Annotated in this window: 16 protein-coding genes; 10 read left to right on the forward strand and 6 right to left on the reverse strand. The window is 28.7% G+C overall.

Annotated features, from left to right (window positions below; translation table 11 throughout):
* From H2279_RS06255 to mnmH, 6 genes are read left to right on the forward strand one after another with little or no spacing between them, the layout of a single operon-like run.
* Complete coding sequence (locus tag H2279_RS06255) at positions 1-705, forward strand: tRNA1(Val) (adenine(37)-N6)-methyltransferase (RefSeq protein WP_337195948.1); 705 nt, start codon at positions 1-3, stop codon at positions 703-705.
* Positions 695-1,069 carry a YkgJ family cysteine cluster protein gene (locus H2279_RS06260; protein ID WP_137623576.1) on the forward strand — a complete coding sequence of 125 codons (375 nt, stop codon included), beginning with the start codon at positions 695-697 and terminating at the stop codon, positions 1,067-1,069. The genes H2279_RS06255 and H2279_RS06260 overlap by 11 nt, the downstream gene beginning before the upstream one ends.
* A complete protein-coding gene (locus tag H2279_RS06265) occupies positions 1,042-2,319 on the forward strand; it encodes an ATP-dependent nuclease subunit B (RefSeq protein WP_337195949.1) in 1,278 nt (425 codons plus the stop codon). Before H2279_RS06260 ends, H2279_RS06265 begins: the two co-directional genes overlap by 28 nt.
* The gene (locus H2279_RS06270; RefSeq protein ID WP_407920020.1) at positions 2,304-3,014 is read left to right on the forward strand and encodes an indole-3-glycerol phosphate synthase TrpC; all 711 of its coding nucleotides are present in this window, start codon (positions 2,304-2,306) and stop codon (positions 3,012-3,014) included. Before H2279_RS06265 ends, H2279_RS06270 begins: the two co-directional genes overlap by 16 nt.
* 9 nt (positions 3,015-3,023) lie before the next feature.
* The gene (locus H2279_RS06275; protein WP_137622903.1) at positions 3,024-3,509 is read left to right on the forward strand and encodes an HIT family protein; all 486 of its coding nucleotides are present in this window, start codon (positions 3,024-3,026) and stop codon (positions 3,507-3,509) included.
* Positions 3,499-4,503 carry a tRNA 2-selenouridine(34) synthase MnmH gene (gene mnmH, locus H2279_RS06280; RefSeq protein ID WP_337195950.1) on the forward strand — a complete coding sequence of 335 codons (1,005 nt, stop codon included), beginning with the start codon at positions 3,499-3,501 and terminating at the stop codon, positions 4,501-4,503. The genes H2279_RS06275 and mnmH overlap by 11 nt, the downstream gene beginning before the upstream one ends.
* On the opposite strand, the gene hemH is transcribed toward mnmH, so the two are convergent.
* The 3 genes from hemH to H2279_RS06295 are packed head-to-tail and all read right to left on the reverse strand — an operon-like array spanning position 4,493 to position 7,332.
* Positions 4,493-5,398, reverse strand: a complete 906-nt coding sequence (hemH, locus tag H2279_RS06285) for a ferrochelatase (protein WP_337195951.1) — start codon at positions 5,396-5,398, stop codon at positions 4,493-4,495. The two genes, mnmH and hemH, sit on opposite strands and share 11 nt — an antisense overlap.
* Positions 5,395-6,255 (reverse strand): Gfo/Idh/MocA family protein, encoded by an 861-nt coding sequence (locus H2279_RS06290; protein WP_337195952.1) that lies wholly within the window; start codon positions 6,253-6,255, stop codon positions 5,395-5,397. The genes hemH and H2279_RS06290 overlap by 4 nt, the downstream gene beginning before the upstream one ends.
* Before the next feature lie 3 nt (positions 6,256-6,258).
* Entirely contained in the window at positions 6,259-7,332 is a 1,074-nt protein-coding gene (locus H2279_RS06295) for a DegT/DnrJ/EryC1/StrS family aminotransferase (protein ID WP_337195953.1), read from the reverse strand.
* 114 nt (positions 7,333-7,446) lie between these two features.
* Here H2279_RS06295 and alaS point away from each other — a divergent pair, with 114 nt between their 5' ends.
* Genes alaS through H2279_RS06310 form a run of 3 tightly spaced genes read left to right on the forward strand, consistent with a single transcriptional unit; the run spans position 7,447 to position 12,445 of the window.
* Positions 7,447-9,981: an alanine--tRNA ligase gene (alaS, locus tag H2279_RS06300; protein WP_337195954.1), complete on the forward strand. Its 2,535-nt coding sequence runs from the start codon at positions 7,447-7,449 to the stop codon at positions 9,979-9,981.
* Positions 9,975-10,526 carry a septum formation inhibitor Maf gene (gene maf / locus H2279_RS06305; protein ID WP_337195955.1) on the forward strand — a complete coding sequence of 184 codons (552 nt, stop codon included), beginning with the start codon at positions 9,975-9,977 and terminating at the stop codon, positions 10,524-10,526. Before alaS ends, maf begins: the two co-directional genes overlap by 7 nt.
* Positions 10,523-12,445, forward strand: coding sequence for a penicillin-binding protein 1A (locus H2279_RS06310; protein WP_137623568.1), 1,923 nt, complete (start codon positions 10,523-10,525; stop codon positions 12,443-12,445). The genes maf and H2279_RS06310 overlap by 4 nt, the downstream gene beginning before the upstream one ends.
* A gap of 139 nt (positions 12,446-12,584) precedes the next feature.
* On the opposite strand, the gene H2279_RS06315 is transcribed toward H2279_RS06310, so the two are convergent.
* Genes H2279_RS06315 through H2279_RS06325 form a run of 3 tightly spaced genes read right to left on the reverse strand, consistent with a single transcriptional unit; the run spans position 12,585 to position 14,941 of the window.
* On the reverse strand, positions 12,585-13,931 hold the full coding sequence (locus H2279_RS06315) for an ANL family adenylate-forming protein (protein WP_337195956.1): 1,347 nt from the start codon (positions 13,929-13,931) through the stop codon (positions 12,585-12,587).
* Positions 13,924-14,646 carry an SDR family oxidoreductase gene (locus H2279_RS06320; protein WP_137622912.1) on the reverse strand — a complete coding sequence of 241 codons (723 nt, stop codon included), beginning with the start codon at positions 14,644-14,646 and terminating at the stop codon, positions 13,924-13,926. The genes H2279_RS06315 and H2279_RS06320 overlap by 8 nt, the downstream gene beginning before the upstream one ends.
* 1 nt (position 14,647) lies before the next feature.
* Positions 14,648-14,941: a hypothetical protein gene (locus H2279_RS06325; RefSeq protein ID WP_337195957.1), complete on the reverse strand. Its 294-nt coding sequence runs from the start codon at positions 14,939-14,941 to the stop codon at positions 14,648-14,650.
* Positions 14,942-15,048: 107 nt separating this feature from the next.
* On the opposite strand from H2279_RS06325, the gene H2279_RS06330 reads away from it, so the two are divergent.
* Positions 15,049-16,185: hypothetical protein (locus H2279_RS06330; protein ID WP_337195958.1), on the forward strand; the 1,137-nt coding region annotated here is incomplete at its 3' end.

The following is a 16,185-nucleotide window of genomic DNA, read 5'->3' on the forward strand; positions in this document are numbered from 1 at the left end:
ATGAAACAAGAAAATATTTTATTAGCACAATTAAAAGATGGCTATCGTTACAATAGTGATTCTTTAATTTTAGCTGATTTTATTTTAGAATGTGGGATAAAAAATGAATTATTGGATGTTGGATCTGGATGTGGAATTTTAGGCATTTTACTTAAAAAATTTAATGAAAAAATCAAGTTATCAATGATCGATATCCAAGAAAGAAACATACAACTTATCAAGCAAAATTTAAAATCCAATCACATAGAAGCTGAGGTTTTTTGCGATGATTTTTTAAATTTTAATACCCAAAAAAAATTCGATTTTATAGTCTCTAATCCTCCTTTTTATAGACAAGAAGCTTATAAGAGTCAAAATTTACATAAAAATATCAGTAAATTTCAATCCTATTTACCTTTAGATGAATTAATTTCTAAGGCAAATTCTATGCTTAAACCTAGGGGAATTTTGTATTTTTGCTATGAGGTTTTAGCGTTTGATAAAATTTGTGTGACTTTAGAAAAGAAAAAGCTAAAAATGACTAAAATTTGTTTTGTGCATAGTGATAAAAATGAAAAAGCTAGACTTGTTTTGATTGAGGCTAGAAAAAGCGTAAAGTCTTTTTGCGAGATATTGCCCCCATTTTTTGTTTATGAAAATGGAAATTTGAGTCAAAAAATGCAAACAATTCACTCTAGGTTTATATTGGAAAGTTATGATTTTTAAAAAAGATTTTTCTTATTGCTTTGATGAAAATGCGTGTCAAAAATGTGGCGGAAAATGTTGTATCGGAGATAGTGGTAATATTTTTGCAAGTAAAGAGGAGCTTAAAAAATTAAGAGAATATTTAGGCTTAAGTGAGGAAGAATTTGCTTTAAAATATCTTAGAAAAGTGGGTTTTAAAATGAGTTTTAAAGAGGTTGAATTTGAAGGTGGATACGCGTGTATCTTTTTTGATCCTATAAATAGAAATTGTTCAATTTATGATTATCGTCCAATGCAATGTCGCACCTTTCCTTTTTGGGAATATTTTAAAACACATCAAGAGGAATTAAAAAAAGAATGTATAGGAATTACTTATTTATCTTAATCGCTATTTTATTGAGTGCTTGTGCTGGTTCTAAAACCGTCGTTGTTTATCCTGATTATAAAAAATTTAAAAGTAATGAATTTGATTTAAGGGTGATGAAGGCTTATAATTATGAGTATTTTCACCAAAATAAAGAAGCTAGAGATGAGTTTTTAAAGCTTTTTAAGGATTATAATAATACTCATTTTTTAGAAAATGCATTTTTAATTACTTTAGTCAATGATCTTGATCAAAAAAAAGAAATCAACAAAATGGCAAAGCCTTATTTAAATCAAAATGATAATCTTAAGCGTCTTAGTGCCCTTTATGATCTTAACTCTCATGATCTTAAAAATGCTAAAAAATTAGTGCAAGAGCTTTTAAAAAAAGAAAATAATGATCCAAGAAATTTAGAATTATATGGCGATATTTTAGTGAAGCAAAATGATCTTAAAAATGCTGCAAAATACTATCGTTTAGCTTATAATTATGCTTCAAATGAGGAAATTTTATTAAAACTTGTAAGCGTTTATGCGATTTTGAATAATACAGCTAGCATTAAAGAATTGCTAGAAAATTCTAGAAAAACAAATGGTTGTACTTTAAAAACTTGTATTTTGCTTGCAAAAATTTATAACGATGAAAAAGACTATAAAGCTTTAGTAGAGGTTTATCTTCAGCTTTATGAAATCACTAAAAGTAAGAATTTTATTTTATCCGCGGTTGAGTTGCTTAATTCTGAAAATCAAGTCAAACAAGCTTTAAATATCGCTTTAGAATACAATTTGGATGATGATATTAAATTGTATTTATATCAAAAATTAAAATATTATAATCAAGCTAAAGATTTAAGTATGCAGGTTTATCAACGCACTCACAATAAAGAATACCTTTTGCGTGCTGCAGTTTTTGAATTTGAAGATGCGAGTTTAAAGAAAAAAATTACACCCAAAATCATACAAGCTGTAAAGGAAAAATTTGAAAAAGCGATTGATGAAAATACTAATGATTTGTATTTAAATTATTATGGATATTTACTGATTGATTATGATTTAGATGTTAAAAAAGGGATTAAATTTGTAGAACTTGCTTTGAAAAAAGATCCGCAGAATTTGTATTATTTGGATTCTTTGGCTTGGGGATATTATAAGCTTGGAGATTGTCATAAGGCTTGGGAAATTTTGAAAAAAACTTTTAAAGATAAAGAGTTTTCAAATTCTGAAGAAAGTAAAGCTCATATAAAGGCAATAAAAAAATGTTTAAAGCTATAAAACGAGATGAAATTTATAAAAAAATTCAAAAAGAACTTGAAGAGAGAAAAAAGATTTTACCCTATGATATGCTGGGTCGATCTTTAGCTTCAAATCCTTTTTTTCCTAAAGATGTGCATAAGGCTTTAAAAAGAATAGATCAAGAGATAAAATTGATCCCTCAAATTAAAGAGGATTTAAATCAAAATTTACCCTTAGCCTTAGAGAGTGAAAAAAAAGGAGCGGCTGCTCTTTCTATATCTACTTGGCCGCATTTTAATGGCGTGCTTGAAAATTTAAGTATGATACGTCGCTACACTCAAATTCCTTTATTAAGAGAAGATTTTATCATCGATGAATATCAAATTTTAGAAACCTTAGTTTATGGTGGAGATTTTATTTTATTGATCGCTAAAATGCTAAGCACTAAAGAGCTTAAAAAATTGCTTGAATTTGCAAGACATTTAGGACTTGAAGCTTTGGTTGAAATTTGCGATAAAGAGGATTTAAGCAAGGCGATTTTAGCTGGAGCTGATCTTGTAAGTATTTGTAATGAGGATGAAAATTTTTCAAACTATGTGCAAGTATGTGAAAAACTCATCAGTCAAATTCCAAATTCTAAAATCATTATTGCTAGTGTTAATGATGAAGAAAATTTACAATACTTACAAAAATTAGGCATAGATGCTTTTTTAATAAGCAATGTAAATCATTAAGGAAATTCAATGCAATACTTATATGCGCCTTGGAGAAGTGAATATTTTGAGAAAGAAAAGAGTAAATGTCCTTTTTGCGATTGTGCTAATAAAATAGATGATGATGAAAAATTAGGCGTTATTTTTAGAGCTAAGCATTGTTTTGCTGTGATGAATCGCTATCCTTATTCTGCGGGACATTTTATGATCATACCTTATTTACATGAAGAGCATATAGAAAATTTAGATGAGGCGATTTGGCAAGAAATGAGTTATTGGGTAAGAGAGGGCGTTAAGATTTTAAAAAACGAACTTCACGCAAGCGGTGTTAATATCGGGATGAATTTAAGTAAAGATGCAGGAGCAGGCATTGCGATGCATTGTCATTATCATTTGGTGCCTCGTTGGTTTGGAGATACTAATTTTATTACAACTATAGGAGAAACTAGGGTTTGTGGTACAGATTTAAAAGATGTGTATTATAAATTAGTTAATGCTTTTAACAATGTTAAGTGAATTAGAATTTGAAAATTTTAATCAAGAAAAATTTGATCTTTTAATCGATGCAAGAAGTCCGAAAGAATTTACCCATTCTCATCTTCAAGGAGCTTTAAATTTTTATGCTTTAAATGATGATGAACATAAAAAAATAGGGACACTTTATAAACAAAATCAGGCTTTAGCTAAAGCAGAGGGTGCAAGCTATATTTGTGCCAATATGGCTTGTCATATTCCTATTATCACTCAAGAATTTCGCATAGGATCTAAGGTTGGAATTTATTGTGCTAGAGGTGGGTTGCGTTCTAAATCTATAGCGGTTATTTTAAGTGAATTAGGCTATAGAGTAGCACGTTTAAAAGGAGGTTTTAAAGCTTATAGGGCTTTTTTACTGAATTTTTTTGATCAAACTTTAAATTTGAAATTATTTTCGCTTTGTGGAAATACTGGATGTGGAAAAAGTGAGCTTTTAGAATCTTTACCTCATGCCATTCATTTAGAAAAAATGGCAAATCATTTAGGATCTTCTTTTGGAAATATTTTGGGTGATCAACCCACTCAAAAAGCTTTTGAATCTTTACTTTTTGATAAGATTAGTAAGATTAATGATTTTGCTTTTATTGAAAGTGAAAGTCGTAAAATCGGAGAAATAATCTTACCTTTAAAGCTTTATGAGAGTATGCAAAATGCTTTTAAAATTTATTGTTTTTGTTCTTTGGAAAATCGCATTAAAAGAATTGAAAAATTTTATAAAAATAAAATGACTCCTTTAAAATTTAAAGAATGTGTTGCAAAAATTACTCCTTATATTAGTGCTAATTTCAAGCAAGATTTGCTGCAAAATTATGAAAAAAAAGAGTGGAATAAACTTATCACAATGCTTTTAGAATATTATGATAAAACTTATAAACAGCCAGAAAAAATAGATTTTAAACTCAATACCGATGATATTTCAAAGGCTAAAGAAGAGCTTTTGAATTTTTTAAAAATTAAACATAGGATTAATTTTTAAGAGATTTTAAAATAAAATCAATAAATTCATCACTATCGTTTGGACAAGAAATTAATGCATAATCTTTAGCAGCTAAATGTCTGTATTCCATACCTAGTTCAAAGATAGTTTCAGAGCAATCAATACAAAAAGATATAGGATAAATTAAGGCTTTATTTTTAAGTTTTGCCAAAATATCGCTTGTGCTAGGTTCTAGCCATTTTACAGGGCCTAATTTAGATTGATAAGAAAGAATGATTTCTTCAAAATGATTTTTGAGTTTTTCTTTTAAAATTTGAATATGCTCATTAATATGCTTTTCATACAAATCTCCTTTTTGTATAAGAGAAATTGGCAAAGAATGGGCTGAAAAAATAAGAGTTTTGGCATCAAATTGATTTTTTTTATCTAAGATATGAGAAATAATCATTTGATTATAATTTGCATCTTTATAAAAAATATCCATTATTTTAATCTTGCTAGTGATGTTTAATTTTTCAATTTCTCTTTGTAAAACTTCAAGTGAAGAAGTTACTGTGGTGCAAGAGTGGTGAGGGTAGAGTGGATAAAGGATGATTTCATCTTTTGAATTTAAGGAATATTTTTTTAAAACTTCATTAGCGTAAGGTGGGACGTATAAATTGACAAAATCAAAATTAAATTCATTTTGTAAGGAGTTGAGTTTGTGACATAAATTTTGTGTAATTTCGTTTAAAGGAGATTTTCCGCCCATTTTAATATAATTTTTTTGCATGGTTTTGGTGCGTGATAAGGTTATCATCCAAGCCACAAATCGCCTTAAAAATCTATTTTTAATTCCTAAGATATAAGGATCATTAAACATATTTTTTAAAAAAGTTTTACAATCTTCTAAATGAGTGGCTCCGCCCATGTTTAAAAATAAAACTAATTTCAATTTTCTTCCTCTAAGATTTTTTGGACTTCATAGGCATCATCAATGTTTGCTAGGAAATGTTCTTTATTGTTGATTAAATTCGCTAAAGCTTGATGTTCACTAAATAAAGGAGAATTTTTTTCTATTTGAATTTCTTTGCCGTCTTTAAGCAATTTAAAATCAGCCAAATTAGCCTCAAAAAAATGATTTTCTGTTATAAGATGAATTTTTCTAAGCTTTAAAGAGCAATTCCAACTTTGATGCAAAGAAGCTATAATTCCTTCAAGCTCACAAGCTAAGATACTTTCACTTTCTCTATTTTTATCTTGAGTAAAACGTTTGATAATCTTGGTTTTTGTGATATTTTTTTGGCTTAAAAAGCGAATCAAATCAAGATCATGCACGGCTAGATCATGTAAAATCCCAACATCATTAATTCTTTGTGGATAAGGTGAAAATCTTTGTATGTTTATACTGATAATTTTTTCATCTTTTAAATTTTGTTTTAAGGCTAAAATAGCAGGATTAAAACGCTCACAAAAGCCCACAGCTATTTTTTTATTTTGTGCTATTTGTTTTAATTCTTCAATTTGTGCTAAATTTAAAGCCAAAGGTTTTTCTATAAGCAGTGCTTTTGCAGAGTTTAAAACTTTTTTTGCAATATCTAAATGTGAATTTGTAGGCGTTGCGATAATAATAATATCATTATTTTGTTTTATAAATTCATCTAGATTATCGAAAAAAATATCATCAAATTGGCTTAAATTTGAATTTTGATAAAGATCAAATAGGGCATTGATTTTAAAATGAGAATTTCTAGCAAGTTCATTGAGATGATTTTGCCCCATTTTACCAAGGCCTATTATACCGATTTTCATTTTTTAATCCTTGAAAAGATCAATAACTTGCTCTTGTTCTTTTTCTTCTAAAAAAGCTGAAAAAGGTAAAGATAAAATACGCTCACTCACATAGCTTGAATTTTTAATTTCTAAATGATTTGTCTCTTTAAAGCAAGGTTGTTTATGAAGCGGGGTTGGATAGTGAATTGCATAAGGTATATTGGCTTTTTTAAATTTTTGCAAGATATTTGCTCTATTTTCCACTAAAATGCTATATTGTGCATAAACACTTTTAGCGTGAGTATTGATTTTTGGAATCACGCAGTTTTTTAAATTTTCATTATAAATTTTGGCTAGAATTTGTCTTTTTTCAATTTCTTGTTCAAGATGTTTTAATTTCACATTTAAAATAGCTGCTTGAAGGGTATCAAGACGTGCGTTTATACCTATAAATTCATGCTTGTAACGCTCGGTTTGTCCGTGATTGAGTAAAATTCTTATTTTTTGTGCTAAAGCATCATCATGGCAAAAAATGGCTCCTCCATCTCCATAAGCACCCAAAGGTTTAGATGGAAAAAAGCTGGTGCAAGAAATAGGTGCAATAGAGCAAGATTTTTCTCCTTTAAAACTTGCACCAAAACTTTGTGCCCCATCTTCGATAAGAGTGATATTTTTATTTTTTAGCATTTCATTTAAATTTTTTAAATCACTCATTTGCCCAAACATACTCACAGCAATAACCGCTTTTGTTTTAGATGTGATAGCTTGTTCTACGGCTTTAAAATCAAGATTGTAATTATCAAGGTTGATATCCACAAAAACAGGTTTTGCGCCTACTAATGCTACAGCTTCAGCTGTTGCAATAAAAGTAAAATCAGGAACAATCACTTCATCATTTTCTTTAATATCTAAGGCTCTTAAGGCTAAATACAAAGCACTAGTTCCACTTGAACACCCTATGGCGTGTTTAATGCCTACAAAATTGGCTAAATTCTTTTCAAATTCATTTAGTTTTAATCCGCCTATAAAAGAAGAGCTTTGTAAAACGCTTTGAATTTCAGCATCAATTTCATCTTTATAAGCTAAATATTGTGCATTGAGATTAATGAAATTCATATATACCTTTGCATTTTTAAGAGTTTTTAAAATATTTATTGTAGTTTAGTTTTACTTAATTTAAAGTAATTTTGGTATTATATGATTTTATAAAAATTCTTTTAGGAAGTCTTTATGGATATTAGAAAAGCTTATTTGGATTTTTTTGCTTCTAAAGGACATGAAATCACCCCTTCAAGTCCTTTAGTTCCTGATGATGCAACTTTACTTTTTACTAACGCAGGTATGGTACCTTTTAAAAGTATTTTTACTGGAGAAATTCCGCGTCCAAATCCTCCAAGAAAAACAAGCTGTCAAACTTGTATTAGAGCGGGTGGAAAACACAATGATTTAGATAATGTTGGCTATACAGCACGCCACCATACTTTTTTTGAAATGCTTGGAAATTTCAGCTTTGGAGATTATTTTAAAGAACAAGCGATTTCTTATGCTTGGGAATTTGTTACTCAAATTTTAAAACTTCCTAAAGATAGACTTTATGTAACCGTTCATCAAGATGACAATGAAGCTTTTGAAATTTGGCAAAAGCACATAGAAAAAGAAAGAATTTATAAATTTGGAGATAAGGATAATTTTTGGCAAATGGGCGATACAGGCCCTTGTGGTCCTTGCAGTGAAATTTTTTATGATCAAGGTGCTGAGCATTTTAATAGCGATGAAGATTATATGGGCGGGGATGGAGATAGATTTTTAGAGATTTGGAACCTTGTTTTTATGCAGTATGAAAGAAGTGCTGATGGAACTTTAAGTCCTTTACCAAAGCCAAGTATTGATACAGGAATGGGTCTTGAAAGAGTTATGGCGATCAAGGAAGGAAAATTCAGTAATTTTGATAGTTCTTTATTTATGCCAATTATTGATGAAATTTCCAAACTTTGTAAAAAAGAATATATATATGAAAGTGGTGCAAGTTTTAGAGTGATCGCTGATCATATACGCTCTAGCGTGTTTTTACTTGCCCAAGGGACAAATTTTGATAAAGAAGGTAGAGGCTATGTTTTAAGACGAATTTTGCGTCGTGCTCTAAGACATGGTTATTTGTTGGGATTTAAAAAGCCTTTTATGTATAAATTAGTTGATATGGTTTGTCATTTGATGGGAGATCATTACACTTATTTAAATGAAAAAAAAGAATTTGTTAAAGAGCAAATTAGGCTTGAAGAAGAAAGATTTTTAAGCACTATAGAAAATGGAATTGAAATCTTTAACGAAGAGCTTAAAAACACTCAAGAAATTTTCAGCGGAGAAGTTGCTTTTAAGCTTTACGATACTTATGGTTTTCCGCTTGATCTAACTCAAGATATGCTTAGAGAAAAAAATCTTAAAGTGGATGAGGAAAAATTTGAAACCTTAATGCAAGAACAAAAAGAGCGTGCTAAGGCTTCTTGGAAAGGAAGTGGAAGTAAAAATGCGAGCGGTGATTTTAAGATTTTACTTGAAAAATTTGGGGAAAATGAATTTGTTGGTTATGAAAAAATAGAATGCGAAACTAAAATTCTTGCTCTTTTAGATGAAAATTTTAAAGAAATTTCATCCCTTCGGGGTAAAGGTTGGGTGATGCTTGAAAAAACGCCTTTTTATGCAACGAGCGGTGGACAAAGTGCTGATGTGGGATTTTTAGATGATTGTGAAGTTTTAGACACTCAAAAATTCTTTGGACTTAATCTTAGTTTTGTAAATGCTAATAAAGAATTAAAAACCAATGATAATATAAAAGCAAAGATTGATTTTGAAAAAAGAGAGCAGATTGCACGTCATCACTCAGCAACCCATCTTTTACATCATGCTTTAAGAGAAATTTTAGGCAGTCATGTTTCTCAAGCAGGTTCTTTGGTAGAATTTAATAAATTAAGATTTGATTTTACTCATCCTAAAACCTTAAGTAAAGAAGAGCTAGAATGTATTGAAAAAAGAGTCAATGAAATGATTATACTTTCAAGCGATGCAGTGCTTGAAAGTATGTCTTTAGATGAAGCAAAAAAGAACGGAGCTATAGCTTTGTTTAATGAAAAATATCAAGATAATGTTCGCGTATTAACTTTAGGAGAAAGTAAAGAGCTTTGTGGTGGAACTCATGTTTTAAATACAGCACAGATTGGTAGTTTTTATATCGTTAAAGAAAGTGGCGTGAGTGCAGGCATAAGACGCATAGAAGCGGTTGTATCTAAAGCGGCTTTAAAATTTGTAAAAAATCAGCTTGATGAAATGGCTAAAATCAAAGAAGAATTAAAAAATAATGATGTTTTAAATGGGATAAAAAAACTTAAAAACGAAATTATTATCTTAAAAGAAGAATTAAGAAATTCAAACAAAACAGAATTAAAATCAAAAAATATCAACGGGATACAAATTTGCGTTGAAAGTATCCAAAACGGCGATATTAAAGCTATGATTGATGATTTTAAAAATAAATTTAGTAAAGCTGTGATTTTACTTGCTCAAGTAAAAGAGGGTAAAGTTCTTCTTGCCGCTGGAGTAAAAGACGCTCCTTTAAAAGCTGGAGTTTTGGTTAAAGAAGCGGCACAAATTTTAGGTGGAAATGGTGGTGGAAGAGATGATTTTGCTACAGCAGGAGGTAAAGATATAACTAAACTTGATGAAGCTTTAAAACAAAGCTTGGATCATATAGAAAAAGCAATTCAATGTTAATTCTCGCATCAAGTTCTTCTTCGAGGGCAAAATTACTCCAAGAAGAAAATATTGAATTTAAGCAAATTGCTTTTGATTATGATGAAAATTTAAATAAAAATATTTTAGCAAGTTTATATGTTCAAAATGTCGTTCTTCAAAAGGAAAAACAATTTCTTGCTGCTTTTGAAAAAGATTTTTTAAATGAAACTGTGCTTTTTGCTGATAGCATTGTCTGTATAGGAGATAAAATTTTAACCAAAGCAAAGGATAAAAATGAAGCTTATGAAATGCTCGCTTTACAAGATGGTAAAAGTGCAAGTATTTTGAGTGCTTTTTTATTGGTTAATACTCAAAAAAGAGTTTTTTCTCTTTCTAAAACAACGCTCTATTTTAGAGAATTTGATAAAAATGCCTTAAAAGATTATGTAGAAAATAATCTTTTTCAAGGTAAGGCAGGTTGCATTATGCATGAAGGTTTTCATGGACAATTTATAAAAAAACAAATAGGAAATTCAAGTACAGCTTTAGGGCTTGATACCCAAACTTTAAAGGCTTATTTATGAAAATTTTAAGATATATTTTTTCATTTTTTGGTTTATTGTTAATCGCAGGTGTTATTTATGTTGGATATCTCTTTGCAAGTGTGGATACTCAAGATTATACCTTTAAAGAATATAAACCACCGCTTACAACGCAAATTTTTGATCGAAATGGAAAATTAGTCGCCAATATCTTTGAACAGCATCGCTTTTACGCAAAGTATGATGAATTGCCTCCGCGTCTGATTGAAGCTTTAGTGGCGATTGAAGATACGAGTTTTTTTGAGCACAATGGTGTTAATATCGATGCTATTTTTAGAGCAGGATTGAAGGTGATAAAAAATGTTGGTAAGCCTGTAGAAGGTGCTTCCACCCTGACTCAACAACTTATAAAAAATACAGAATTAACTCCAGAAAAAACCATCACAAGGAAAATCAGAGAAGCTTTACTTGCCTATAAAATTGAAACCTTACTAACCAAAGAACAAATTTTAGAAAGATATTTGAATTTTATCTTTTTTGGACATGGATATTATGGCGTAAAAACTGCTGCACAAGGCTATTTTCATAAAAATTTAAGCGAATTAAGTCTTAAAGAAATTGCAATGCTAGTTGGTATTCCTAAAGCACCAAGCAGCTATGATCCAACCAAACATTTAGATCTTTCTATTTCACGGGCAAATAATGTTTTAACAAGAATGTATAGTTTAGGTTGGATTTCTAAAAGTGATTATGATAGTGCTATGAAAGAGGTGCCTAAAATTTATAATGATACCTTAACACAAAATGCCGCTCCCTATGTTGTTGATGAGGTGATGAAGCAACTTAGTTCTAGTATTAAGGATTTAAGAACGGGTGGTTATAAAATCACTTTAAATATTGATTTAGATGTTCAAGAAATGGCGCAAAATGCTTTAAAATTTGGTTATGATGAAATTGTAAAGCGTGATAAAGATGCAAATTTAAGTACTTTAAATGGTGCCATGGTGGTTGTTAATCATCAAAGTGGTGATGTTTTGGCACTTGTCGGTGGAGTGGATTATGAAAAAAGTAATTATAACCGTGCTACTCAAAGTATGCGTCAGCCAGGAAGCTCTTTTAAGCCTTTTGTGTATCAAGTGGCGATTAATTTAGGTTATTCTCCTATGAGTGAAATTGCGGATATTTCTAGAATTTTTTCAGGTGGAGGTAAGGTTTGGAAACCTAAAAATGATGGTGGAAAATTCCTAGGTTTGATCACTCTTAAAGAAGCTTTAACGCGTTCTAGAAATCTTGCCACGATTAATCTTGCACTTGATATCGGACTTGATGTGCTTTATTCTAAATTGATGGAATTTGGTTTTAAAGATATTCCGCCGAATTTATCTATAGTTTTGGGAAGTTTTGGAATTTCTCCTTTGGAGTATTCTAAATTTTATACTATGTTTGGAAATTATGGGGTGATAAAAGAACCTCAAATTATAAGACAAGTTCAAGATAAAGATGGCAAAGTGATCATGAAATTTGACTCAAGTGAACATAGAGTGAGTAATCCAGAACAAAGCTTTTTAGTGCTTGATATGATGAGAAATGTTGTAGAAAGTGGAACAGGTCGTAATGCTAAGGTTAAAGGTATAGATATAGCTGGAAAAACGGGAACGACAAATAAAAATGTCGATGCTTGGTTTTGCGGGATTACTCCAGAGATTGAAGCATTGATTTGGTATGGAAATGACAATAACAAGCCAATGCGTTATACAGAAAGCGGGGCTAGAACTGCGGCACCAGTATTTAAGGACTTTTTAACTCAATATATAGAGAAATTTCCAAATACAACAAGAAAATTCAGCATTCCAAATGGAGTTTATCAAGGAACTTATAAAGGTAAAAGTGCTTATTATACAGATAAATCACCTTTGCCAAGAAATAATATTAATTTAAATGAAAATGAGATTTTGTTTTAAAACTAAAATAAATTGAAGTAAGATTGAAATATAATAAAAATTAAATTGGATTATAAAACCAATTTAATTTAAAATTTTTAAAAGTAAAAGTATATATTTTTAAAAAAATAAAATTGTTATAAAAAATAAAAATTGCTTATTAATTTCTTAATTTTTTAAATCTTTCGCTAAATTCTAGTTTTTCGACAATCTCTATTTTGGTGGGAATTTTATAATTTGCTAATTTATCTTTACAAAATAATCTAATTTCTTTTTTGAGTTCTAAAGAATTTAATGTTTTTCCTTGTTCTAGAACTATCTTAGCACACACGCTTTGTCCGGTAATAGGATTTTTTTGAGAATATACTAAACAATCTTGAATAAAAGGAATTTGCAAAATTATTCCTTCGACTTCTTGAGGTAAAACTTTTTCTCCACCAACATTGATTATTTCTTTGTTTCTGCCTATGATCTTTATATATTCTTCGCCATTTTCATGAATAACTTCAACTAAATCTCCAGTTGCAAAATATCCCTCGTTATCAAAAGCAGAATTGTCAGCGTTTAAATATCCTAAACTTTGAGTATTACTCTTTATAAAAAGCTCATTGTTGATAATTTTATAATCAACATTTTCAAGTTTAATAAAATCTTTATAACTTTTTGTTTGTGCAATACCTATTTCGCTTGTGCCAAATGTTTGAAGAAATTTAACTTTAGGAAATACTGTTTTTAATTTTTCCAATAAAGCCTCAGGCATCTTTTCAGTTCCATAAGTAATTAACCTTAAAGAGCTTAAATCGTATTGTTCAACCGCATTAGAAATTAAGAATAAATTGAGCAAAGACGGAGAAGCTGGCAGCAGCGATATTTTATATTTTTCTATACTTTTTGCCAATAAATCAACATTTTTTCTATCTTTTATTGCTATACCACAAGCATTCATACTCAAACAATTTAATAAGGTATTTAATCCACCAATATGATCAAACATTAGAAAAAGAAGCATATTGATATGTTTGAATTTTTTATCAATATAAGAATTAAGTATTTTTTGTAAATCATGTACAATTACTTTTGGTTTTCCAGTGCTGCCACTTGAAAATAAAATTAACCCCGCTTTATTTTGACTTGTCAGTTTTTTAATAATTTCATGCTGGGTTAAATTATCTTGTTGATCATTGAAACTAATTTGTCCATCTTTAAATAAGATATCGCAATTAATTTCTTTTAATTTATTATCAATTTCTTTTTCATCAATCAAGGGAATGGCGATTTTGTTTAATTCTATGCAAGCTAAAAATAAAGCCACGCTATCACAATCATAGTCACCTATAATTGCAACTAATTTACTATTGGTTTTGCTTTTTAAAATTTCAATTTTGTTAAGGATATTTTCGCGTAATTGCTTGTAAGTATAATGTTTATTTTCATAAATTAAGGCATGATGATCTTGAAATTTTAGTTTAAATATCTTTTTTAAAAAATCATTGCTAAATTCAGCCATTAATGCCACCTAAGTAAAGAATTTGTCCTGTTATAAAATCACTCTTTTCATCTATAAAAAAATCAACAACATTAATCACATCTTTAACTTCACCAAATCTTTTTATAGCTTGTTTATTTAATAAATCATCAATTTTATTTTTAGGAACATTTTTTATAAGATCCGTTGGAACTGGAGTAGGGCCTATAGCATTGCAAGTGATGCCAAAAGGACTTAATTCTTTAGCGCAAATCTGAGTAAGACTGCAAATAGCTGCTTTTGAAGCTGCATATATAGCCTCGCCTTCTAATCTTAAAGGGGTGGCTACTGTAGAAAAATTGATAATTCTATAAGGCATAGAAGTATTTTCTTTTTTGTAAGTTTGACTCATAATTTTAGCCACTTCTCTTATAAACAAAAAACTACCAAAAAAGTTAGTGTTAAAAATATTTTCTACACTTTTATTAGGCGTTGTTAATAGGTGATTCATCGAGGCTATACCTGCGTTATTGATCAATATGTCTATTTTTTTAAATTCTTTTTTGATATTTCTGATCATATTAACAACTGACATTTCATCGCTAACATCTAATTCAAAATGTCTATAGTTTGGATGGTTTATGCTAGCCTTGCCTCTTGAACACCCGCAAACAATATGATTTTTTTCTAAATAATACTCACTAAGTTCTTTACCTATGCCTTTTCTGGTTCCAGTTATAACAATAATTTTTTGCATCTTATTCTTCAATTTTTTGTATAATATATTCTGCTAAAGAATTAACATCTTTAAATGGAGAATTTCTAGAACTCATCATTTTTTCATCTGCTAAAATTATGTCTTTTTTAAATTCTTCACTCAAAATTTCTTCTAAATCAGAAATTAAACTAACTAAAGCCAAAGAATCTAAACATCCACCAAGTCCGTTGTAAAGCTTTGTTTCGGAATTGACAGATTTTAATTCTTCAATTTCATAATCATTTCCATAATTAAGCAACGCATTTATTATTAAAGTTTGAATTTTTTCTTTCATTAATTATATCTTTGATAAAAATAATAATTTTTAGTATAATTAAAACAAAAATTAGCTTTAATAATTATTAAATTTTTATACTTAAAATTATTTAAGGATGGATCTTTATGAAAAACATAGTTTTAATCGGAGCTAGCAATTCTTTAATTTTTAATGGATTAAGAGCTGGCTTAAATCAAAAAAACATTAATTTAAAAAATTTATCTTTAGGAGGTGCTAATATATTACATATTTGTTATGAAATACATAGAAAAACTAATTGTGATATTATAAAAAAAGCGGATTTAATTATAATTGAATCTAATATTATTGATGTAGTACAAAATGTTGAATTTTCTAATTTATATTATGAAAATCAAATTCTTAAAAATATATTTTTAACCTATCAAGAATTGTCAAAATTGAATAAAAAAATATTAGTTCTTTTACTTCCTATTCTAGAAAATGAAAATTCATTAATTATGGTTGAAAAAATTAATAATGGTCATAGATATTGTTGTAATAAGTTTCATTTTAATTGTATAGATGTTCAACAATTATATTTATCTAAAGATATTATGAAATTTTATATGAATAACATGCCAGAAACTAGACATCAAATGTTTTCTATTATGTATCAACTTGGAAAAAATATTGCTAATTTTGATTTTGATAATTTTGTATCGCCTTTAGAAAATAAATTTGAATATCATTATGATATTCAAATTTTATATCCCTATGAGTTTTGTAATTATGATAGTAAAAATAGAAAGCTAAAAGTATCTGATTTGTTGCATAAAGAAATATGTTATAGGATACAAAAAGATGATAAATTAATATTTCCTAAATATCTTGTTGGGTATAGTATAATTTCCGTACATTCTTGGACTCATGGAGATTTAAGCCTAAAGGGTAAACCGTGGGAATATTATTTAAACACTACATCAAGTCTTATATTAGAAAATAAAAATTTTAAATATATTTTTGGAACCTCCCATCATTACAATGCTTTTATGAATTTTTATGAAAATAATAAAATTGATAATCATACATATTTATATCTTCATGAAGAAGGTAAAATTGATTATTATGATATAGTATCAGTTATGTTGATTAAAAATTATGATAGTATTGTAGTTGATAATAATTTAAAAGATATTGTTGTAAAAAAAACTCTAGATTTTACCTATTTATATCCGGATGCTATATTTATAAAAGATATATTGGAGGAATATATATGCAGAATGGATCCTATTAAACAAGCT

The sequence above is a fragment of the Campylobacter sp. B0100352/1 genome (genome assembly GCF_020135855.1).
GTDB classification, from domain to species: Bacteria; Campylobacterota; Campylobacteria; order Campylobacterales; family Campylobacteraceae; genus Campylobacter_D; species Campylobacter_D taeniopygiae.

Excerpts from the sequence above, each read along its gene's own strand:
- H2279_RS06255 (WP_337195948.1), top strand. The coding sequence starts at position 1 with ATGAAACAAGAAAATATTTTATTAGCACAATTAAAAGATGGCTATCGT.
- H2279_RS06260 (WP_137623576.1), top strand. The coding sequence starts at position 695 with ATGATTTTTAAAAAAGATTTTTCTTATTGCTTTGATGAAAATGCGTGT.
- H2279_RS06265 (WP_337195949.1), top strand. The coding sequence starts at position 1,042 with ATGTATAGGAATTACTTATTTATCTTAATCGCTATTTTATTGAGTGCT.
- H2279_RS06270 (WP_407920020.1), top strand. The coding sequence starts at position 2,304 with ATGTTTAAAGCTATAAAACGAGATGAAATTTATAAAAAAATTCAAAAA.
- H2279_RS06275 (WP_137622903.1), top strand. The coding sequence starts at position 3,024 with ATGCAATACTTATATGCGCCTTGGAGAAGTGAATATTTTGAGAAAGAA.
- mnmH (WP_337195950.1), top strand. The coding sequence starts at position 3,499 with ATGTTAAGTGAATTAGAATTTGAAAATTTTAATCAAGAAAAATTTGAT.
- H2279_RS06290 (WP_337195952.1), bottom strand. The coding sequence starts at position 6,255 with ATGAAAATCGGTATAATAGGCCTTGGTAAAATGGGGCAAAATCATCTC.
- H2279_RS06295 (WP_337195953.1), bottom strand. The coding sequence starts at position 7,332 with ATGAATTTCATTAATCTCAATGCACAATATTTAGCTTATAAAGATGAA.
- alaS (WP_337195954.1), top strand. The coding sequence starts at position 7,447 with ATGGATATTAGAAAAGCTTATTTGGATTTTTTTGCTTCTAAAGGACAT.
- maf (WP_337195955.1), top strand. The coding sequence starts at position 9,975 with ATGTTAATTCTCGCATCAAGTTCTTCTTCGAGGGCAAAATTACTCCAA.
- H2279_RS06310 (WP_137623568.1), top strand. The coding sequence starts at position 10,523 with ATGAAAATTTTAAGATATATTTTTTCATTTTTTGGTTTATTGTTAATC.
- H2279_RS06315 (WP_337195956.1), bottom strand. The coding sequence starts at position 13,931 with ATGGCTGAATTTAGCAATGATTTTTTAAAAAAGATATTTAAACTAAAA.
- H2279_RS06320 (WP_137622912.1), bottom strand. The coding sequence starts at position 14,646 with ATGCAAAAAATTATTGTTATAACTGGAACCAGAAAAGGCATAGGTAAA.
- H2279_RS06325 (WP_337195957.1), bottom strand. The coding sequence starts at position 14,941 with ATGAAAGAAAAAATTCAAACTTTAATAATAAATGCGTTGCTTAATTAT.